The sequence below is a fragment of the Vibrio ostreicida genome (assembly GCF_013074385.2).
Taxonomy (GTDB): domain Bacteria; phylum Pseudomonadota; class Gammaproteobacteria; order Enterobacterales; family Vibrionaceae; genus Vibrio; species Vibrio ostreicida.
Genome location: NZ_JABEYA020000002.1, coordinates 424,270 through 445,268, shown reverse-complemented (window position 1 = coordinate 445,268; position 20,999 = coordinate 424,270). Strand labels below are relative to the sequence as shown.

Annotated in this window: 13 protein-coding genes, 8 tRNA genes and 2 pseudogenes; 12 read left to right on the top strand and 11 right to left on the bottom strand. The window is 43.3% G+C overall.

Annotation, left to right across the window (positions count from 1 at the left end; genetic code table 11):
- Nucleotides 1-34 precede the first annotated feature (34 nt).
- From HLM86_RS05760 to HLM86_RS05725, 8 genes are all read left to right on the top strand, one after another.
- Nucleotides 35-119, top strand: a tRNA-Leu gene (locus HLM86_RS05760).
- Nucleotides 120-128: 9 nt separating this feature from the next.
- Nucleotides 129-205 (top strand) — tRNA-Met (locus HLM86_RS05755).
- 38 nt (nt 206-243) lie between these two features.
- A tRNA-Leu gene (locus tag HLM86_RS05750) sits at nt 244-328 on the top strand.
- 32 nt (nt 329-360) lie between these two features.
- Nucleotides 361-435 (top strand) — tRNA-Gln (locus tag HLM86_RS05745).
- 66 nt (nt 436-501) lie between these two features.
- A tRNA-Leu gene (locus HLM86_RS05740) sits at nt 502-586 on the top strand.
- Nucleotides 587-618: 32 nt separating this feature from the next.
- Nucleotides 619-693 (top strand) — tRNA-Gln (locus tag HLM86_RS05735).
- A gap of 66 nt (nt 694-759) precedes the next feature.
- Nucleotides 760-844: transfer RNA gene (locus HLM86_RS05730), tRNA-Leu, on the top strand.
- A 9-nt stretch (nt 845-853) separates the two neighbouring features.
- Nucleotides 854-930, top strand: a tRNA-Met gene (locus HLM86_RS05725).
- Between the two features lie 165 nt (nt 931-1,095).
- Here the strand turns inward: HLM86_RS05725 and HLM86_RS05720 are convergent.
- On the bottom strand, nt 1,096-2,229 hold the full coding sequence (locus HLM86_RS05720; RefSeq protein WP_076586753.1) for a flagellin: 1,134 nt from the start codon (nt 2,227-2,229) through the stop codon (nt 1,096-1,098).
- Nucleotides 2,230-3,119: 890 nt separating this feature from the next.
- Nucleotides 3,120-3,356, bottom strand: a pseudogene (locus HLM86_RS05715) (helix-turn-helix domain-containing protein); the annotation flags it as partial.
- A 614-nt stretch (nt 3,357-3,970) separates the two neighbouring features.
- Between HLM86_RS05715 and HLM86_RS05710 the strand changes: the two are divergent.
- The 4 genes from HLM86_RS05710 (at nt 3,971) to HLM86_RS05695 (ending at nt 6,141) form a co-directional block, all read left to right on the top strand.
- Complete coding sequence (locus HLM86_RS05710) at nt 3,971-4,528, top strand: hypothetical protein (protein WP_170882246.1); 558 nt, start codon at nt 3,971-3,973, stop codon at nt 4,526-4,528.
- Complete coding sequence (locus HLM86_RS05705; protein WP_170882391.1) at nt 4,525-5,097, top strand: type VI secretion system amidase effector protein Tae4; 573 nt, start codon at nt 4,525-4,527, stop codon at nt 5,095-5,097. Before HLM86_RS05710 ends, HLM86_RS05705 begins: the two co-directional genes overlap by 4 nt.
- Nucleotides 5,079-5,510 (top strand): hypothetical protein, encoded by a 432-nt coding sequence (locus tag HLM86_RS20155; protein ID WP_240457193.1) that lies wholly within the window; start codon nt 5,079-5,081, stop codon nt 5,508-5,510. Before HLM86_RS05705 ends, HLM86_RS20155 begins: the two co-directional genes overlap by 19 nt.
- A gap of 343 nt (nt 5,511-5,853) precedes the next feature.
- The gene (locus HLM86_RS05695) at nt 5,854-6,141 is read left to right on the top strand and encodes a hypothetical protein (RefSeq protein WP_175579600.1); all 288 of its coding nucleotides are present in this window, start codon (nt 5,854-5,856) and stop codon (nt 6,139-6,141) included.
- A gap of 190 nt (nt 6,142-6,331) precedes the next feature.
- On the opposite strand, the gene HLM86_RS05690 is transcribed toward HLM86_RS05695, so the two are convergent.
- The 9 genes and pseudogenes from HLM86_RS05690 to flgJ all read right to left on the bottom strand — a co-directional run bounded on the left by HLM86_RS05690 (nt 6,332) and on the right by flgJ (nt 20,997).
- On the bottom strand, nt 6,332-6,997 hold the full coding sequence (locus tag HLM86_RS05690) for a GIY-YIG nuclease family protein (RefSeq protein WP_170882390.1): 666 nt from the start codon (nt 6,995-6,997) through the stop codon (nt 6,332-6,334).
- A 605-nt stretch (nt 6,998-7,602) separates the two neighbouring features.
- Nucleotides 7,603-10,830, bottom strand: coding sequence for a type I restriction endonuclease subunit R (locus HLM86_RS05685; protein WP_170882389.1), 3,228 nt, complete (start codon nt 10,828-10,830; stop codon nt 7,603-7,605).
- A 21-nt stretch (nt 10,831-10,851) separates the two neighbouring features.
- Nucleotides 10,852-11,790, bottom strand: coding sequence for a COG2958 family protein (locus HLM86_RS05680; RefSeq protein WP_170882388.1), 939 nt, complete (start codon nt 11,788-11,790; stop codon nt 10,852-10,854).
- A complete protein-coding gene (locus HLM86_RS05675) occupies nt 11,790-13,055 on the bottom strand; it encodes a restriction endonuclease subunit S (protein ID WP_170882387.1) in 1,266 nt (421 codons plus the stop codon). The genes HLM86_RS05680 and HLM86_RS05675 overlap by 1 nt, the downstream gene beginning before the upstream one ends.
- Nucleotides 13,045-14,761 (bottom strand): annotated as a pseudogene (locus HLM86_RS05670) (type I restriction-modification system subunit M). The gene HLM86_RS05675 and the pseudogene HLM86_RS05670 overlap by 11 nt, the downstream one beginning before the upstream one ends.
- Before the next feature lie 510 nt (nt 14,762-15,271).
- Nucleotides 15,272-16,411, bottom strand: a complete 1,140-nt coding sequence (locus HLM86_RS05665) for a flagellin (RefSeq protein ID WP_170882386.1) — start codon at nt 16,409-16,411, stop codon at nt 15,272-15,274.
- A 371-nt stretch (nt 16,412-16,782) separates the two neighbouring features.
- On the bottom strand, nt 16,783-17,976 hold the full coding sequence (gene flgL, locus HLM86_RS05660; RefSeq protein WP_170882468.1) for a flagellar hook-associated protein FlgL: 1,194 nt from the start codon (nt 17,974-17,976) through the stop codon (nt 16,783-16,785).
- 12 nt (nt 17,977-17,988) lie between these two features.
- Nucleotides 17,989-19,863 (bottom strand): flagellar hook-associated protein FlgK, encoded by a 1,875-nt coding sequence (flgK, locus tag HLM86_RS05655; protein WP_076586732.1) that lies wholly within the window; start codon nt 19,861-19,863, stop codon nt 17,989-17,991.
- Nucleotides 19,864-20,085: 222 nt separating this feature from the next.
- Nucleotides 20,086-20,997, bottom strand: coding sequence for a flagellar assembly peptidoglycan hydrolase FlgJ (flgJ, locus tag HLM86_RS05650; protein ID WP_076586730.1), 912 nt, complete (start codon nt 20,995-20,997; stop codon nt 20,086-20,088).
- Nucleotides 20,998-20,999: the final 2 nt, after the last annotated feature.

Genomic DNA, 20,999 nt, shown 5'->3' with positions numbered 1-20,999 from the left:
TTTACCGATTACATCAATAGCTACAGATTAAGTTGCGGAAGTGGCGGAATTGGTAGACGCACCAGATTTAGGTTCTGGCGCCGCAAGGTGTGAGAGTTCAAGTCTCTCCTTCCGCACCATTTATCTTAGGCTACGTAGCTCAGCTGGTTAGAGCACATCACTCATAATGATGGGGTCACAGGTTCGAATCCCGTCGTAGCCACCATTCCTACCTTTCTTTTTGAGAAAGTTTCTGGAAACAAAGCGGAAGTGGCGGAATTGGTAGACGCACCAGATTTAGGTTCTGGCGCCGCAAGGTGTGAGAGTTCAAGTCTCTCCTTCCGCACCATTATTCGAATCAACCAGTGGTTGATTCACTGCAGGTCTATCGCCAAGTGGTAAGGCAGCGGCTTTTGATGCCGCCATTCCCTGGTTCGAATCCGGGTAGACCTGCCATATTTTCCTGTAAGGGACAACGTTATTGATGTTTTACCGATTACATCAATAACTACAGATTAAGTTGCGGAAGTGGCGGAATTGGTAGACGCACCAGATTTAGGTTCTGGCGCCGCAAGGTGTGAGAGTTCAAGTCTCTCCTTCCGCACCATTATTTGAATCAATCAATGGTTGATTCACTTCAGGTCTATCGCCAAGTGGTAAGGCAGCGGCTTTTGATGCCGCCATTCCCTGGTTCGAATCCGGGTAGACCTGCCATATTTTCCTGTAAAGGACAACGTTATTGATGTTTTACCGATTACATCAATAGCTACAGATTAAGTTGCGGAAGTGGCGGAATTGGTAGACGCACCAGATTTAGGTTCTGGCGCCGCAAGGTGTGAGAGTTCAAGTCTCTCCTTCCGCACCATTTATCTTAGGCTACGTAGCTCAGCTGGTTAGAGCACATCACTCATAATGATGGGGTCACAGGTTCAAATCCCGTCGTAGCCACCACTTACTGACAACACGCTGCAGAAATTAGACAGCGTCGCTAACCCAGCACTAGGCTGGGTTTTTCATATCTGACAACATCCTCACGTATGACCGGTAATAAAAAATCCAGCCGCAGCTGGATTTTACTTACAGTCATGACTTTCTTGGTGCTAAAAAACTATTTTCTTAGCCTAGAAGCCCCAACGCTGAGTTGGGCGCTTGCTTTGCCTGAGCAAGAACAGAACTAGAAGCTTGCGTAAGAATTTGAGCTTTGGTTAAAGCGGTTGTTTCTTTGGCAAAATCCGTATCCTTGATTCGACTCTTCGACGCATTCACGTTTTCGTTAATGTTGTCTAAGTTGCTGATCGCATGGCCGAAGCGATTTTGGAATGCCCCCAACTCGGCTCGGTGGCTATCAACAAATTTGAGAGCAGAGTCAACAATCGCAACGGCTTCCTGTGATCCCGCAACACTGGTAACATCAATCGTATCAACCGTTACCGCTTGGGCAGCACCAATATTGAGCTCACCTGCCAGCCCCCCAGCAAAGGTAGCCTGACCATCAACACGGTTATTGTCCGTATAAAGCTGCAAGTTACCATCATCACCCACGGAGGCTTTGATCATATCTGTCTGACCATTGATGTAGGTTGCTACCTCTTCAATATCGTCGCCTTCTTTCGCGTTGATAGCGATATTTTGCTGTTCACCAAAGACGTCGGTTAGCGTGATGGTCAGATCATTCGCTCCGGCCTGAACACCCCAATCCTTATCTTTCGCATTGGCTGCAACATAGCTGCTACCGCCCATGAGCACGTTGTCGCTTCGCAAGTTATCCAAAGACAGCATAACGGCTTCACCGTTGTCAGAACCGATTTGAAAAGACTTGGTTGCGAAAGTACCATTCAATAGCTTGTTGCCACCAAATGACGTGGTCTCTGCGATTCGGTTTAACTCGTCGTTGAGGGCCGTAATCTCCTCTTGGATAGCCACTCGCTCAGACTTAGAGTTTGAGCCGTTGGATGATTGCAGTGATAGATCCCGCATACGTTGTAAAATATTCGTGGTTTCGTTCATCGCCCCTTCTGCTGTCTGCGCGATGGAAATGCCATCATTAGCATTTCGAACCGCCACATCCAGACCTCGGCTTTGAACATTCAAACGGTTTGAGATCTGCAAGCCTGCTGCATCATCTTTCGCACTATTGATTTTAAAACCCGAGGATAAGCGTTCCATCGATGTTTGCTGAGCACTGGAAGCGCTATTCAAAAATCGTTGCGCCGTCATTGCCGGAACATTGGTGTTTACATTAACCGCCATAGTGGTTACTCCTATTGATTTCCGTAGATCGGAAGTTTAAAAAGGTTTCCGACGTCTCGGTAAACCAAGTTCTCTCAAAGTCACTCTATTTAACGACGTAAAATTGATTAACTTTAGAGCTAATTTAATTTATTCACTTAAAAGAACTTCATAACGTATCGGCAAATGACTAAGGCAACAAATATAAAATTAAATACTAAAGTTTTATGTTGATCGGCCGATAGTGAAGCATTTTATCGCTGAAGAATGCATTCATATCCGCCATTATCATTAATAGAATTTACAATACAATCATAATGAAAGTGCAAGTTGATAATGGGATTAACATCTATTATTAATCGATCATTTAATCAATAAGTGATTATATTTTTAGAGCGCCGTTTCTACACAGACCTAGATCAAGGAACATCGATAGCCTCGGCCGAAGAAGGCGTCTTGCAAGCGGCAGGAACAGCGACAACAACGCAGAGATAGCGCCTGACTGACTAAATGACTTATTAATGGGTTATTTATCATCAAGGCAATGATTAAACTCATAAACCTAATTATTTAAATGAAAAGCAATAAGAGTCTAATATAATAAACGCCTATTCACTCCACTAAAATCAAAGTCATCAGGTTGTTATCATTGATGTAAATTTAATTAAAAAATAACCATTATAATATCAATGAATTCGACGTAAATTAACAATATAACTGGCTATCGATGGGAAATAATGCAATAAGAAACTAATAGAAACAGAGAGCAAGCTTATAATTTTATGTTGATTGACTAAATAGTGATGATAAGATCTACCGCTCAAGTGAAGGGCCTATTGGTTGTATCCAGCTTTAACCCGTTGTTTGGCTGCTTTGTTTGTCCTAAGCCACTGGCTCGGTGCAGCGCATTAAATGAGGCTCTGAACCTCTTTCTTGAGTGACTCTGGGATTTTATTGATGGGAGCACGACCAGTGTTACCGTGAATCACGAACCGAATGCCTTCCTTGCGATAGCGACTCAAGTAACGTTCCACGGTTCTTCGTGATTTTTGCAGTCATTGCGTGGCACTATTGATAGTAATTTTGCCATCAATGACTTTGCTAATGATATCGACAGTAAACTGTGATTTTGAATCCATACAGAACATCCTTAGCCCCCTTTAAAGCTCATTTGATTACTTTAAAAAGTACGCTAAATCAGTCCCGACATTTTCCCTCGGTAGTTAGAGTAATGACAAAGTCGCTTGGTAAATAAGGTACGACAGAATCGCTTGGTGATCACAGATGTTGATGCGGTTCTCTGGCTTGTTTTTGGACAGAAGTGCGTTACAACAGTTGCTAAATTAGCAAACTACGAATAATCACTGGTATTGCAAAGTTGCTGCGAAGAGCGAGTGCGATGAGTAAAATCGCACTAGAAAAAAGATGGGTTTAGGTGCGGATTAAAGAACTTAAGTTAAATCACCCAAGATACACTGCGATAGAAAAAATACCAACGGGCAAACCACCGATAATCATGTAAGCCCAAAACCACCGCCAAAGTTTTTTGTAAGCAGTGTAAATTGAACCCACAAAGAAACTTAAAGGGACTCCAAAGAATACCCATACGATGATTAAACTATCAGGAAGAACCCCTGTTGAGGTGGATCTTCGGGGTGAGGCTCAGGATTATAAAAAAGCCAATTTTAGTTGAGAGATGGTATCTACAGTATAATTTGCTATATTGTTGAAAAACATCATTTTCATGAAATGGAAGATTGATATGCGATACCAATCCCCTCCCTGCCTACCGCAAGTGAAGCAGGAAACCACTAGGGAGCGTGCAGCGCGTCACCGCCAAGAACGCCAAGCAGAGTTACGAAGTACGATCGACGGTGATGCGCGAAGCGCGGCACATCGTGCAAAAGTACGAGAGGAACGGGCGAAGCATGGGGACCAGACGTCTGCACAGGAGAATGTTAACCGCATGGTTACTCGATGGCTCTTTCCACTTCCGGTGGCTGAAAACGTCGATGACATTGAAAGTGCACCTTCTTCAGGAGCTACGCCCCTAAACGAAACGGTAACTAAAGCTGTTGTATCAGTCTATTTTTCTTATGGCCCGAACCATGAAAAACTTTCTGGCTCCTCGCGCTATTATACCGATATTAACGTGCATGCAAAAACCAACGGTTACCTTCCTGGTGAGACAGTTTCAATTGTTTTATCTGGCCCCATTAACAAAACCGTTTTGGGTTACGTGGATGAAAGTGGAGAAGTATGTGTGTCAGATGCCCTGAAGGGGACTCACATTGAATTTGAAGGAAAGGATATTTCATGACAAGTTTAGTTATAACTGCGGGTGAGTTATCTACGTCAGTGGATATAAATCGTCCTCGATTTTCTGATATTTGGGCTGCTTACTCTGAAGTTGGCAAAAAGGCTGCTCCAAGAGTATATGAGATTGTTGGTGGAAGAGCCCTAGAACTCTATCTTGCTGATAGCGATAGCTATGCCAACGCCTGTGCGTTAAGAATGAGCAGGAGCTTTAACTATGGAGGTTTTCTTGTACCAAGCGGAACAATCATCGAAACATATCCAATATATCGTGTCCGGGGGGCTGACAATAAAATTTATATCCTTCGTGTCAAAGACCTGATTCAATACATTAAGTTTAATTGGGGAAGCCCTGAATACGATATGGAACCTGTGGACATTTCAGCGATATCAGGCAAAAGAGGAGTCATGATCATTGAAGTGAGCGGATGGGGTGATGCATCTGGACATGTAACACTTTGGGATGGCTCGTCAACTGGTGATGGCACTCATTATCATGAACTGAGCTACTACGAACGTTATGGCGGTTCTGTGGCACCGAAAAGAGTAATGCTATGGGAACTGAAAGATTGAACAACTTAGTATTAGCAGCAGTAACCGTTCTTGTAGCTGGATGTACCTATTCTTCGAGAGCTATCGATGAGCAGACACTTGAAGCTAGAAATAATCTAAAAGACTATGCGCTAGTAAGTTGCCTTATTGCTGTAGACCCAGATAGCAAATTGGCTGAGGACTTGAAAGCAACTAAACGATCGCTGTCTTTTATGGGCAACGGTAACTACAAGGTTGTTCAAGACGAAGAAACCTTTGAAACGATGAATGATCCCTACAATGACACGGTTCGCTTTCTGATGAGTGAAGCCACTCGCTCAATTGGATACATGAAAGATGGCTCAACATCTAGAACTTATGGATGCTTTAAAGCCGCCCAATCAGAAGTATTTGAAGAATTTATAGCACGTCAAGACGAGTTTATTGACGGTTAACGTAGAATCGATCAAATAGCTAAGAAGCTTTGTCCAATCTTTTGTTAAATACATGACCAATGTGTTTTTCGGAAAGGTTGGCCTGTGTGTGGTAACTTTACTACGTTGAGTGGTAGTTGTTGTTCAAATTTTCAGGCTTTTGATGCAATTTTATGAGGATTTATGCTGTAAATTTCTTTGTAACTCTTTGAAAATCAGCCCCTGTTATGCTGACTTATGTTGCAAGCATCACCTTCGACAGTTCTTCTTTTGCCTATTCCCCTCCCCAAAAATCCATCAAACCAGCCTCCATAAGAGCATGACCAAATCAGCTTAAAGCACATTGTCGCTCAACAAATAAAGCTTGCGAGGACAGGCACCTCAGTCTGGGGATTTTAACGCCTTGGTCAAGGCCATCAAGATAAACGAAAACACCGAGCAGCTCTCTCGCCCGAATATTTTGGTGATGGGCCGTGAACGCGGTGACGTCACGGTCGGTCAGAATGTGCCATCTCTGAGCACAACCGAAGCCACCGATGGTGGAAACATGATACAACAAATCCAGCTGTCATGTGGGGTGCTCTCTCGCTCTGAACGTACCGAGCGTGTCGACAAAGAGCTACGTATTGTTATAAAGACGACGTTGCTTTAGTTATGATGTTGATGCGGTTCTCTGGCTTGTTTTTGGACAAAATTTTGTCAGCTACATTACTAAATTAGAATATAACGGATTAATTGAAGTATGGAAAAGTAACGTCTTGCTAAGCGGTAATAAAATAGCTGGCTAAAATTAGCGAGGAACGAGCAAAAGCCAGCTGTTTTTTGTCCGTTTAAGCAACTTGTTAGCATTTTTTTCTACTTTCATTGTGCTTTTTCATAACTTCCTTGCATACATCATCTTTAAATAAGTTGGTCACCATTACAATTGATACGTCACCAAACTCGTCTACAAATCGTTTTGCATTATCCTGTACATCCACTTCATTTTTAAAATAGAGACTTTCTAAATCATCATCGCTGATAAACGCTAAGTCTTCTCTTTTTATTGTTTGATCAACCATCTCACCATTTCTGGATATTTGCTCCGTAGTAATTTCAAGCCAAACACGTTCTTTAGGTTGAACTATCCTTACTGCAACAATATCCTCACGTAAGGAGTTAGGATATTTTAGGTTCAAAGAATCCATAATATCAACAGCTTGATAGTGATTCTCAGGCTCAGGTTTTTCCTTATTCAGCTGTTGCAACAAGTTTATGGCTTTATCTAAAGGATATCTAAAAAATTCGCGATTATTACTAACTCGGAAATCAGCTAGTTCATGATGCAGTTGAGCTTCTAAGAGTTTGCAGTCTTCACAAAATAATTCAAAAGCAACTTTAAAAGGTGTAGGAACAGAAGTATTTGATAATTCTCTGGCTCTCTCCCTTGAATCTCTTGTGGTCATTCCTATTTTCAATTGTTCAGGAATTGACTGATTAGTTAATATATAAACATATCCGTTGCTCATGCCCAACCTCGATAAAATGCTAACATTATTAATAACAGGCAGTCTCGTTTTTCTACCTGCCCGACTTTCGATTAATTTATCATAACCCACTAAAAATTAGAAAAAATACATCGAGATTTGTACTCTATCCTCACATAAAAACACGCTGGCATGTTATCTCTTTTTAACAATGCGTGTTATCCAAGATGGGAAAAGCACAAGCCTTTAAGAAACAATAATTTACAAAACCAACCATTGGCAAAGCGAGACCAAGCACTCAATAAAACATGCCACTTTCCATATTCAAACTTAATAAACTGTATATATACAGACAAGAAAGTAAAGATGGTAAGTAAATTATCCATGAACTTGATATTAGATTTTGTAGGTAAAACGCACGCCCCTAAAATGTGTAGAGCATTTGATCTAACAAGAAATGGGGCATTTCTGCGTTACATGCCCCTTCGGCACGTCTCTGGACAGAAATCATTTAGGGCCGATGATCTCAATCACCCTCGATTCATTACTTTATATATTCTGATCCAACCAATACCGCACTACATGTGGAAATCAATCATGAATAAATACGCAAAAGGCAAGGTTCTAAAACCTTGCCTTTACTCTACTTAAGCTGCATACCAACCATCTGCCAGTACTTCAGCTTGCTCTAGCACAAGCTTAATTGCTTCTTCAGCAGCATCTGGCGGATACTTCCAGCGACGCAGTAAACGTCGAACAAGATTGCGCATTCTCGCACGAACACTTTCTCGTTTCTGCCAGTCAACCGTTGCCGACTTGCGAAGTTGCTGAGTGAGTTCAATCGCTAAATTGCGTAAATCATCGTCACCGAGCTCCCGAACTGAAGATTCGTTGTCAACCAAAGCACGATAAAACGCCATCTCATCGACAGAAAGGTTCAACTTATCAACCATCTCTGCATCTTCTTGCATCTCTTTTGCCCATTGGATTAACTCTTCAATCACCTGAGCAGTTTCAATGTTACGATTATGGTACTTCTGAAGCGTCGACATAATACGCTCAGAGTATTTCTTCTCCTGTACGACATCATTTTTCATGCGAGCTTTAACCTCATCACGAAGTAGCTTTTCTAACAGCTCTACTGCGAGGTTCTTCTCTTTCATGTTCTTTACATCTTCTAAGAACTCTTCAGACAGAAGCCCAATGTTTGGCTTATCTAAGCCAACCATTGAGAAAATATCATCCACACCATCAGCGACGACAGCGTTATCCAATATCTGTTTCAGAGCGGTATTACGCTCTTCATCTGTACGCTTCTTATCAACCGTTGAATGCTTAATGAAAGCCGTCTTAATCGCTGAATAAAAAGCAATTTCGTTCTTATAACCACTGATTTCATCCATGGTATTGCATAGAGAGTAAGCCTTGGTCAAAGCGGCCATCACATCAAGGAAACGACGTTTACCATCTCTCACTTCTTTACCGTTACTCTCCACATGAGATAAGCCCGATAGGTGATTCACGGCTCCGGGTAGTAATCGAAAGGCGTCGGTTTCGAAATCAGGTCGATAATTGAAGACATCGCCATCGACAGGCGTTGCAAACATACCTCGAATGATATCAACTTTTTCCATCAATACTGAAAACGCTTCTGCCGTATCGACGGTGGGTTGTCCTTTGCCTTGGCTGTTGGTATAGGTTTTCAATGCATTTTTAAGCTCATTTGCGATACCAATATAATCGACAACCAAACCACCGGGTTTATCTTTAAACACTCGGTTCACACGAGCAATCGCCTGCATCAGGTTATGACCTTTCATTGGCTTGTCGATGTACATGGTATGACAGCTAGGCGCATCAAAACCTGTTAACCACATATCACGAACAATAACCAATTGAAGCTCATCTTCTGTCTTTTTATAACGGCTTTCGAATAGCTTTTTGGTTTTCTTATCGTGGATGTGAGGCTGCATCTTTTCTTTGTCTGATGCAGAGCCAGTCATCACAATCTTGATTACACCTTTATCGGTATCTGGGTGATGCCATTCTGGTTTAATTGCCACAATAGCATTGTAGAGATTGACACAGATTTCACGACTCATCGCGACAATCATGGCTTTACCGGGGAATGTAGCAGTACGCGTGGTGAAATGTTCAACGAGATCTTTTGCGACTTGTTCAATACGAGGCTCTGCGCCTACCAGCTTTTCTAACGTTGCCCATTCTGATTTAACTTTTTCACGATCTGCCGTTTCTTCATCTTCACCGATTTCATCTTCGACTTTATCGTTAAGTTGCTCGATTTCATCTTGATTGATATCAAGCTTAGCAAGGCGAGATTCGTAATAGATAGGCACCGTGGCACCATCATCAACGGCATCTTGAATATCATAGATAGAGACATATTCGCCAAAAACACCACGCGTGTCTTTGTCATCCATCGCGATAGGTGTGCCTGTAAAACCGATGAATGAAGCATTAGGCAATGCGTCACGCATATACTTGGAATAACCATAAACATACTTGTGACCCGTTACCGTGCCGTTTTTGTCCTTCACTTCCACCATCTTTGACTTATTGCCATACTGGCTTCGGTGCGCCTCATCAGAAACAACAACGATATTACTTCGCTCAGACAGTCTAGGGTGCTCTGTCTCTTCATCTAATAAAGCGAATTTTTGAATCGTCGTGAATATGATGCCACCAGATTGGCGATTTAAAAGCAGTTCACGTAATGCATCTCGATCGTCCGCTTGTTGAGGTATTTGCTTTAACGTCTCTTGCGCCATCCCAAACGTGTTGTAAAGCTGACCATCGAGATCATTTCTATCCGTCACCACCACGATCGTTGGGTTATTCATGGATGCTTGCTGTAACAGCTTACTTGCGTAGCACACCATTGAGATACTTTTGCCACTGCCTTGTGTATGCCAAACCACGCCAGCTTTACCGCTACCTTGCTTAATCTTTTCTAGGGCAGGTATTGTGCTCTCAAGAAAGTGACCTGAGGTATTGGCGGCGCGAACCGTCGCCTCAACCGCCGCTCTCACCGCATGGAACTGGTGATAACCGGCAATTTTCTTGATTATTTTGTCGTTGTCGGTTTCGAAGAGTACAAAGTAACGAATGTAATCGAGCAATAAATCTTGCTTGAAGAAGCCACGAACCATGGTTTCTAATTGAAACTCCAATAACGGTCTATCATCCTCTGTAGCAACGGTTTTCCAAGGTAAGAATCGTTCTTTATTCGCCGTTAATGAACCAACACGAGCCGTCCAGCCATCGCTAACAACCAGCGCTTCATTGAAAATAAACAGATCTGAAATTTCATCTTTGTAGGTTTGAAGTTGATTAAACGCATTCCAAATGTCGGCATGTTCATCGGCTGGATTTTTCAACTCAATAACAGAGATGGGTAAGCCGTTAATAAACACCACAACATCAGGGCGGCGGTTTCCTTTGGTACCTGTAATCGTAAACTGATTCACGATAAGGAACTCATTGTTATCAGGCGTCGTAAAATCCATTAGCTGAGCGTGAGTATGCTTTGTCTTCGATTCACCGTTTTCAACAGCCGTGTATTCAACAGGCACTCCTTCAATCACAAACTTATGGAAGGTGCGGTTGTTTTTAATAAGAATGGGCGTATCGGGGGAAGATACCGTATTAACCACATCATTCAGTGCTTCAATAGGCAGCTCGGGGTTAATAATTTCTAACTGATTTAATAGCCGCTGCTTTAATACCACTTGGTGGTAATCATCACGCTCTGGAGCGTCACCGTCAGGCGCTATGTCATAGCCATTTTTATAGAGATAACCTTGGTCGGTGAACCATCTAATACATTCTTGTTCTAACTGGTCTTCAGTGATCATTAAGCCTTACCCTTTTTATTTTTATTTATTCCATGCGCTCTGAATCAATCGTCCAGTTTGGTTATAAATTCCGACTTGCTCGATATAATGATGGAAGTCACTATTCTCAGTCACAATCCGATTTGCAGACTGCCAGTCAACGTTACTTTTTTCCTGAGCTGGAATCAGGATCTGGCTATCAAATAATGATTCAGTATCGAGGATGACGACCCCAATACCATGCAAACTTGATAACATTTGCAGCTCGCCTTCAACATCACTGTTCAAGCCCGTCGCAACTAAGTAACCAAAATTAGCCCAGCTAGAGTTCGAGACTGCTTGAAAGAAAGACTTCCTAACGTTGCCTTTTGTTAGGTGTTTCTTCACTTCAAAAGACCAAAGTCTCACCGAACTGTGATTACCACTTCGAACACAGCTTCGGACAATTTCATCCCAACCTTGATCAAGAGGCTCTAAAGCGACAATATCAGGATGAAGCCAATGGTTACCGCCGTTACCATGTGAGTTTTTCGACTTTCGCTCGTCAATGCGCTGGCAGTACAGGCCAAGATCTTTACTCAAGTATTTGACAAGCATAGGGTAGAGATCGTGCTCACTGTAACTATGCGATGCTAATGGAGTATCAACCTCGACCTCTTCTTGTTCGTTTTCGTCCTTTACTATGACTCGTGACGGCTCTGTTACTGGATTAGCTTCCCAGTAATAAACGCGTGGCCTTGGTTTATCCCTTGTGATCACGTTGGGGCAAACGTTCTTCGCTCTTTCTGTTCTCTCCCCACCAATTTCAGCCGCTAATTGAGCAATCAACTTTTCCGCAGTGTTATAACGAGGGTTGGTTTGCTTTTCTGCAATGTCTTGTGGGTATCGAAGTACGAACTCTTTGGCTAAATCCCGAGCAGTAAACTTTTTCTCTGGATGCGCTTTAAGCGTCTCGATGATCATTTCCACTCGGGTCGCCATTAGTTTACCTCTACTAATTCTTCGGTTGTCTCTAACTCGATTTCGCCGGAAAGCAATTTAGGAAGCAGCGTGTCACGGAGTTGCTCAAGAACTTTGTTTTCTTTATGTAGGCTATCAATCTGAGCAAATAATGGTGTTACCACTTTTGAAAATTCCTCAACGATTGCCTCACTAGGGACAATAAGTTTTTGGCTCTCCATGATTGCTTTCGTTAAGTGAGTAAAGATTGAACCCGTTCCTTGATTTTTTAGATAGTCAGTTAACCGTGCTAAATGCAAGTAAAGCAAGTATTTACCAAATTTAGTTTCGTCTACATCCATCTTCCAAATGTGGTAGTGATAAATAGATTTAGGACCACGCCATAAATGTGGGCCGAATGTTGCTGACCATGCAAAGAGAAGGTCACCATGTTCCGTTAACTTATCTTTTGGAAGTTCCATGTCTGAATAGACGGTTTTTCCTTTACCTGTAAGGTTTTGGATCCTTATGATTGGGGTACCTTCGTCTTTAAACTCAGTGTTCTTATATGCTCGACCATTAATAACACGAGATACGTTTTTTAGTGGCTCGACATTCCAACCTTCAGGGATTAATCCTTCTTCAGACTCAACTAGCTTTTCTGGGAATAGCGAGGCAGTGGCAGCGTCCATTCCTTCCGGTTTCTCGCCATTCATTTTGGCTTTCACTGGATCAAAATCAACAAACCATGACTTAAAGAGGGCTTGTGCAATATCTTCAGAAGTCGAATTAATATCTTTATTTAGGTTAAGCTTTTGAGTAATAGACTTAATAATTTCAACTACTTTACGTTGTTCATTAAGACTTGGAAGCTCAATAGGGTAATAAGCTACAGCATCAAACGTAATTTGAGGGAATGTGCCCGAACGAGAGTCGGCAATAACTTTAAACTCTGCTTCACACTCTTTACTTGTAAGCACTAAATAAAGGAATTCAGGCAGCACAACATCATGATCACAGGTAATAACCATAAATTTAGTTGATACCACGTAATCATCGACATCTCCTTCAACAAGCAAGTGTCGTTTATTTCCCGGACGAATCTCACTGTAGAGTATATCCCCATGTTGGATAGCTTTTTTTGCTTGCCCGGGTAAGCCTTTACTTTGCACACGCTCATCTGTTAAAAAGTGACCATCAAGAATGTCACCAGTATTAATAAAACAAACTTGTTCATTGCCAACAAAATTAAAGCGTCTTGATGTATTGGATGCGATCTCCCCTAACGTATAAGTCTTAAAACTCATAACCTAACCCCGCTAGGTTCTTCTTGATTTCCGCTTCTAGTGTTGTTGATTCAGCAAACTGGTTACCCAACTTTGCTGTAAGTGTTGTCATCTTTTCAGCAAAAGGTACACCATCGTCTTCTTCATCTTCTGCACCAACATAACGACCCGGAGTCAGTACAAAATCATGCTTAGTAATTTCTTCTAGTGTTGCTGATTTACAGAAACCTGCTTGGTCTTCGTATGCCACACCATGGATTTCTTCACCCGTTTTCCAAGCGTGGAATAGATCGGCAACTTTCTTAATGTCATCGAAGCTGAAATCACGTAGTACACGGTCTTTCATGAAACCAAGGTTACGTGCATCAATGAATAGCACTTCACCCTTACGGCCACGCAGCTTACGACCTGCCTTATCAACTCGTGGATTCTTATTCTTAGTTAAGAACCAAATACACGCAGGGATCTGTGTGTTGGTAAACAGTTGACCGGGAAGCGCTACCATACATTCAACAAGATCGTTCTCAATCAGTGCTTTACGGATCTCACCTTCATTGTTGGTCGTTGAACTCATCGAACCATTTGCCAACAGAAGCGCCTGAGAGCCTTCACGAGCTAGGTGATGAAGCATGTGCTGCATCCATGCGAAGTTCGCATTACCTGATGGCGGTTGGCCGTATTTGAAACGAGGATCGTTAACATCAACTCCCGTATTCCACTCTTTCATGTTGAATGGAGGGTTCGCCATGATGAAGTCGGCACGTAAATCAGGGTGCTGAACGTTGGTGTAGGTACTCGCAGGCTCTTTGCCGAAATCGTAGTCAAGACCACGGATCGCCATGTTCATCGCTGCTAGTTGCCACGTTGTATGGTTATATTCTTGACCGTAGATAGAGATTTTTTGTTTCTGGGTTAGTGCGTCGACTTTCTTCTCATTTGCATGACGCTCGATGAACTTCTCTGATTGAACAAAGAACCCACCAGACCCCATTGCAGGGTCATACACACGACCTTCAAACGGTTCAATCATCTCAACGATCAGCGTTACGATGGATGCTGGCGTATAGAACTGACCACCTTTTTTACCTTCCGCCAGTGCGAACTGACCCAACATGTATTCGTATACGTGACCAAGGATGTCTTTACTGTTGAGGTCTGCATGAACAAACGGAATGGTCGCAATCAGGTTAATAAGTTCGTTAAGCTTGGCTTGGTCAATCTTCAATGAAGAGTATGACTTGTTCAGCACACCTTTCAGTTTCGGGTTATCGCGTTCGATACCTTCAAGTGCATTATCGATGAGGTGTCCAACAGAAGTAATCTTCTTAGTCACTGTCTTGTTATTTGGGCCATTAATCTCTAGTTCAGCACCACCAATAACCAATGGGCCGTTATCTTGCAGGAACTGCCAACGAGACTCAGTCGGTAGCCAGAACACGTTTTTCTCTGTGTAGAAGTCGCGCTGTTCCAGTTCAATCGCAATCTCTTCGGCTAGTTCTTCTTCCGAATAATCAGCAGGATCTAAGTAGTATTCGTGCTCAGGGTTAGCAATGTCGGCTTTGATCTCATCCTGACGCAGCTTAAACGCATCAGAGACGTATTTAACGAAGATTAAACCAAGTACAGCGTTTGTATTGCGCGGCATCTAACGTTGAGCGTAGCTTGTCTGCCGCGTTCCAAAGCTTGCCTTCAAGCTCTTTCAAATACTGTTGTTCTGTTTGATTCATTAGAAGTTTTCTTGTTATAGAAATATTCTGTCAATCATACCATTGGATGCAGCATTGTCTTTGATTTCTCTCTTTTTGAATTGCTTTTTTATGAACCAATTAGAGTATTGTGATATCTACACATACCTTTAACTTTCAGCCGTTTTCACTCGGCCAATCCTGTGTATTTTTGTTCAAGAGAGAGTTTATCAAATTGTAGGCCCAGACCTAATAAATCATATAAAAACAATCACTTAAGATAAATTGATTAATAGCTAGTTTGGTTTGGTTTGGTGGATTTTGGGAAGTATAAAAAGAAGAAAAGCCCCTTTTCCTTTGAGAGAACCGGGGCTATTGTGGTAGCCATTGTGGAGATCGAGAGAAATGATCACAGCCTGGCCGCCGTGTGCACAAATCAATCAGTTTTTTGGGGCAGGTTAGAGAGAGAACCCCAAAGACATCATCATTTGTACTTGCCGAAAACCCTTCATTAAACCCACGTCTGGTTATAACTAATGAAGGGCTTTACTACTACTGCAATAAAGTTAATGCAGAGTTTGGCAACTGTTTTGCTTGGGCTAGAATCGAAGTACCAGCCTGTTGCAGAATTTGTGATTTCGTCATTTCAGTGGTTTCCTTAGCGAAATCAGTATCACGTATCCGGCTGTTTGATGCCTCAACGTTTTCCTGAATATTTGCTAAGTTATTAATACTGTGACTAAGACGGTTTTGCTTCGCACCCAAATCCGCACGTTGTGAATCAACATACTTCAAAGCTGCATCCACAATACCCACCGCATTTTGCGCACCACCCACCGTAGTGACATCAATCGTTTGCACCGTCGTATTCACCCCTGAACCACCGTTGAGCCCAAGCTCTGTCGCTAAGCCACCAGAAATATTGAGGTTACCTTCCAAATTAGGCTGTGCGACAAAGATTTGGAGCTTGCCTTCTTCATCCACAGACGCTTGAAGATCCTGAGTCTGACCATTGATGTAAGTAGCAAGTTCTTCAATGTCATCACCTTGCTTGGCCAACACATCTAAGGTAATCGCTTCACCGTCTTTGTTGGTGAACTCAAACTTAAGGTCTAACGCGGTGGCAGGCACTCCCCAATCTTTGGTTTTAGGCTGCTCGGCGACGAAAGACTGGCCGCCCATTCGGAAATCATCTGCGCGGATGCTGGTCAGGGCCATGATCATCGCTTCACCAGAGTTTGACCCTATCTGGAACGACGCTTCACCAAATAATCCATTCAGTAGTTTACGTCCACCGAATGACGTCGTTTCAGCAATACGATTCAGCTCATCTTGCAGCGCAGCCACTTCTTCATGTAGGGCGATGCGTTCTGACGTCGAGTTCGTTCCGTTTGCCGATTGTAAGGACAAATCACGGATTCGTTGCAGAATTGAGGTCGATTCGTTCATCGCGCCTTCTGCTGTCTGAGCGATAGAAATCCCATCATTAGCGTTACGCATGGCAACATCTAAACCACGAGACTGAGCGGTCAAACGGTTAGAAATTTGTAGGCCTGCAGCATCATCTTTCGCGCTGTTAATCCGATGACCAGAAGAGAGACGCTCCATCGAGGTGCTTAAGTCTCCTGTGGTCTGATTCAGGTAACGCTGGGCAGTCATGGCCGAGACGTTGGTATTGACAGTAATGGTCATAATTTGCTCTCCTAATGAGTTCGCAAGTGCTTACGAAGCGGCCAGCTTCATCTTAGTTGGAAACACTGACCGTTATTGACTTGCTAGCAGGTAGTCCTACATAAAGTCTGTTCGTTAACTCTTACTTCTCATAAATACAAGTAGTGTGCCAACTTCAAAAAAATGAATTAAAAACAAACAATGTCATTAAATTCAATGATTTATGAAGGAAGGTAAAACGTCCCCTCACTGTCTATTTTATCGCCACACCGGAGCGGCAAATGTATTGCCGCCTTTTTGCCACCTGGTTGCCACAGCACAGAGTGCTTTGTTCTTATCCAGATAACGACATCCAACTCTGCGCATACGGCTTAGCACGTACGGCAATTCCATCAGATGTAATTAAAAAGTGTTAAATCTTTCGTCTTACCAAATGCCTGTTGCGACGCTTGAAGCGCGCGAGAATTTTCATTGAACTCAATCACCGCATCCGCGTAATCGAGATCTTCGAAATTACTCTTTGACTTGGCAAGAGTCAGATCAAAATCCGCGTGTTGTTCTTCCTGAATATCTAAGGTCTCTAAACGAGCACCAATATCTGTTCTTGTTTTATTCAGGTGAATAAACGCGGCATGAAATTCTCTCGTAACCTGATGCAACTTAGCGGTATTGGATGCATCCGAAACCGACCCTTCAGCCAATTGAATCGATGTCTTAAACGTCTCGAAAATACTGTATGTTTTTCGAGGTTCCAATGTGATTGCATCACCTTTGGTGATTTGCCCTTTGATTTGTATCGAGACATCGCCAAATTTGATGCCCACGGTCGGATCAAAAACATCGACTTGTACCACCGCGCCATTTTGTTCCAACTGATAACCATTGCTGCCGTCTGGCATGTCGACAAACGTCAATTTGTAGGTCGAGTTATCGGTGGAATCCAAATTTGTCGCCCGTTCTAGCAAGAGCTCGGATCCCTCTTTGAGCGCATACTGGGGTTCAAAATCCCCATACGGATTGTCTATTTCCATAAACACCTTGCTGCCGGGATCATTGATGGGCATCTCAAGGCTGTTTGAAATCTTCATTTTTCGTTGATAATCATCGCCGGTGTACACCACGTCGTCCTGATTGTTTCTGAAAAACGGCTGATTCTTAGGTTTCGTTCCCGCAAAAATGTAATTGCCCGTTTCATCCTGAACATTTGATAAATTGAGGAAGTTATTCGAAATCTCCCGCAATTCACGACGCTTGGCGATCCGGTCTTCGGGAGACAAAGAGCCATTAATCATTTCCATCACAGTTCGCTTCGCTTCATCGGCAAATTGTTCCGCGTTGTCGATAATCACCTCATGGTGCTCAAGACGATTCCTGCTGAGAACAATGGCATCCGTAAACTGACGCAACTGTTCTTTCTGTTGGCCAAGATTTTGAATGTAGTGCGTGGCAAGAGGATCATCACTGGCACCCAAGAGCTTTTTACCGGATGCGAGCTGCGCCTGATTGTGGTGAATTTTAGCTTCCTGACGCCGAATGTCATTTTGAACAGATTGATAATTATGGAAACTTGAAATACGGGTCATAATTTAGTTCCCTCCCTATCTCAGCGCCAAAATAGCGTTAAAGGTGTCATTCGAAGCTTGCATAATACGTGATGACGCCATGTAGGCCTGCTGGAACTTCATCATATTGGCCGCTTCTTCATCAAGATTAACGCCAGAGACTGAGGCGACTCGTTCCTGAGCCGCTTCTTTTTCAAGCTTAGAAACATCGGTTAACCGCGAAGCCGTCGATTTTTGTAAACCAACGTCTGTATTCAAGTTGTGATAAATATCGAGTACAGTTGATTCACCTTCATTGAGGCGCTTATCCGTCTGAATGTTCTGCATCTTCAACAAATTGCCGTTATCCCCTTCTGACGGGACAAGGTTTGCCGTAAACTTATCGTTGGGCAACGCCCCTTCCGTCAACCCGAATGTAGTCCCTTGTACTGTCACAGGACCTGTTGGGGGATAATTCTGCGGCTGAAGTAAAATATTGCCTTTCGTGTCCGTGACCGCAAACTGTTTCCCATCGGGAGAAATAATCACTTCAAACTCACGTAACTGCCCAGCATTAACGATTGAGAAACCAGCCCCACCCTGAGCAAAGGTTGTGGATGCTTCATAACTTTGGGCGGCAATCGCCGTGGGATCATTCGTCTCCATTTTCATTTGTTGCGCGCCGCGACGAGTTGGGCGAAGAAGCACACGCTCCCCCGCAGCCAGATCTTGCTTGATATCAATACGCAGGCCATCCAGTGTGATTGCCCCCCCCACCACAGGCGCCATCGTGCGTACACCATCGGGACGAGTAATGTAGTAGTCACCATCGGCACGTTGCAGTGAGTATTCACCACCGACCAGTTTACTGGTGTCTTCAATATACACGCTGAGATCCGCCGTCGAATTCGATCCAGTCACCACTCGAGATTTCGCCACGACATCAGAATTGACATCGGTAAACATCAAACCACCAATATGACCGCGTAAATCGAGCCCCTGAGACTGAAGCTGATTGATATCGTGTGAAAAGGCCGTCGCCATTTTGCCTAATTGGTCTAACAAATCAGGAATTTGCTCATCGCGCATGGTGAGCATAGAGCCCAGTTTTCCATCAATGTCTTTGGTGGTAATCGCCTTTATGCCTTTACCTTCCACCATGGCTAAACGTCGTTGGTGGACATCTGGATAACCGTCAATCATCTTTAACTGACTCGCCTCAGTGCCCGAAACCAACGTATGTCCGTTGCCGATATGGATATTAAAACCTTCAGCTTTATTTCGATTCGTTACCGTCACCTTTGTATAGTCAGATAATTCCGTAACGAGTTTTTCGAACTCATCCAACAAATCGTTGTGTGGTCCGGGCGTGCGCATCATGAGCCTATTCATATCTCTGATCTCAAACGCCAGCTGATTCATACGTTCTATGCCCAAGTCGAGCTTCTTGTTCACAACATCCGATTGCAAACGAACGGTTTCATGGAAATCATTCAGGTTTTGTGTCACCAAATCGGCTTTCTCTAGGACCACCTTACGGGCACCAATATCGTTGGGGCTGTCAGCAAGCGACTTAACCGCATCAAACCATTCATTGATATTCTCAGGGATTTTTTTCGACGAAACAGACGACAGTAAATTAGAGAGCATTTCCAAATTTTCTTCATTCTCTAGTTTGTTCGCGTAATTGGTCGAGGAAGAATTCAACTCCTTAACGGCAAACTCATCCCACGAGCGGCGAACATTGTCCACATGGACGCCCATACCGTAGGTTTCCCCACCATACTGGCGAGGCATGTTTGTACCTTGAATCACCGACTGACGATTATAACCCTCTGTATTCACATTAGAGATGTTATGACCCGTGGTGTTGAGTTGTCTCTGAGCCGTCAGCACACTTTGCGAACCAAGATTCAGAAGATCAGACGCCATATAGCCCCCAAGAAACCTTTTAAAATCAGCATTAATTGAACATCTATTTTAATTAAAGCAAGATATGTGCCAGACAGGTAACATAGTGGTATTAGAGGGGCTAAATAGTCAGGGATAGAGGTGAAGGGTTAAGAACATAAGCAATGGCAGAAAGGGACCTAAGCCATTGCAAACCAAAGAATGTACAACACCACCACTCTCAATTCAGGCAGGTGTTGAATCTTACATCTGATCAATTTTTTCTTTCACATTTAAGACTTTGTCAGCATAACGTGGGTCTGTCGCATACCCTGCTTGATGAATGCCGCGAATAAATGCTTCATCGCTGCCACCATGGCCCAACGCGGTGGTATAACGAGGGTTTTCATTGAGGAAGCGAACGTAATCATTAAAACTCTCTTCATAGTTTTGATAAGAGCGGAACGAGGCTTTTTCTTTCACTGGGATCCCTTGATGATATTCCAACGTTTGCGTTGCAACCTTGTCACCACTCCAGCTGGGGTCGGCTTTGATATTAAACAAATTATTGCTGCTGCCACGAGCATTATTAACCACCTTTTGCCCCCAACCCGTTTCCAAAGCCGCTTGAGCAAGCAACAGTGAGGAATCAATGCCCAACGCTCTGGCCGCTTTTTCCGCATACGGTTTCATTGATGAGACAAACGATTGTGGCGAGTCAAATCGAGAGCTGCTGTCAGCATTGAGTCTTGTCACTTCAGCGGGTGTACTCGCGGCCTGATCACGTGTTCGATCGACTTTTTTCATTATCGCTTCAAAATCCGCGTTGCGCGCATTGGCGTTTGGATTTTCAACACTGCCGGAAGACAGTTGGGCAACAATCATATCAGCTAAACCTAATGATCCCGAAGCACTCAGCTCACTCGACATTTGTTCATCCATCATCTGGCGATAGAATTGCTGATTCTGGCTGTCCATTAAACCGGATTCAAAGGTTGAATTAGCATCACGCATAGATTTGAACAGCATCGAAGTGAAAATCGCTTCAAATTGCTTAGCGGCCGATGTCAACGCTTCTTTTTCGGCATCTTTGTCGCCATCCACCGCCTTTTGGCGCAATTTATCAAGATTGGCAATATCATGAATAAAACCAATATCGTTACTGTTGTTAATCATGC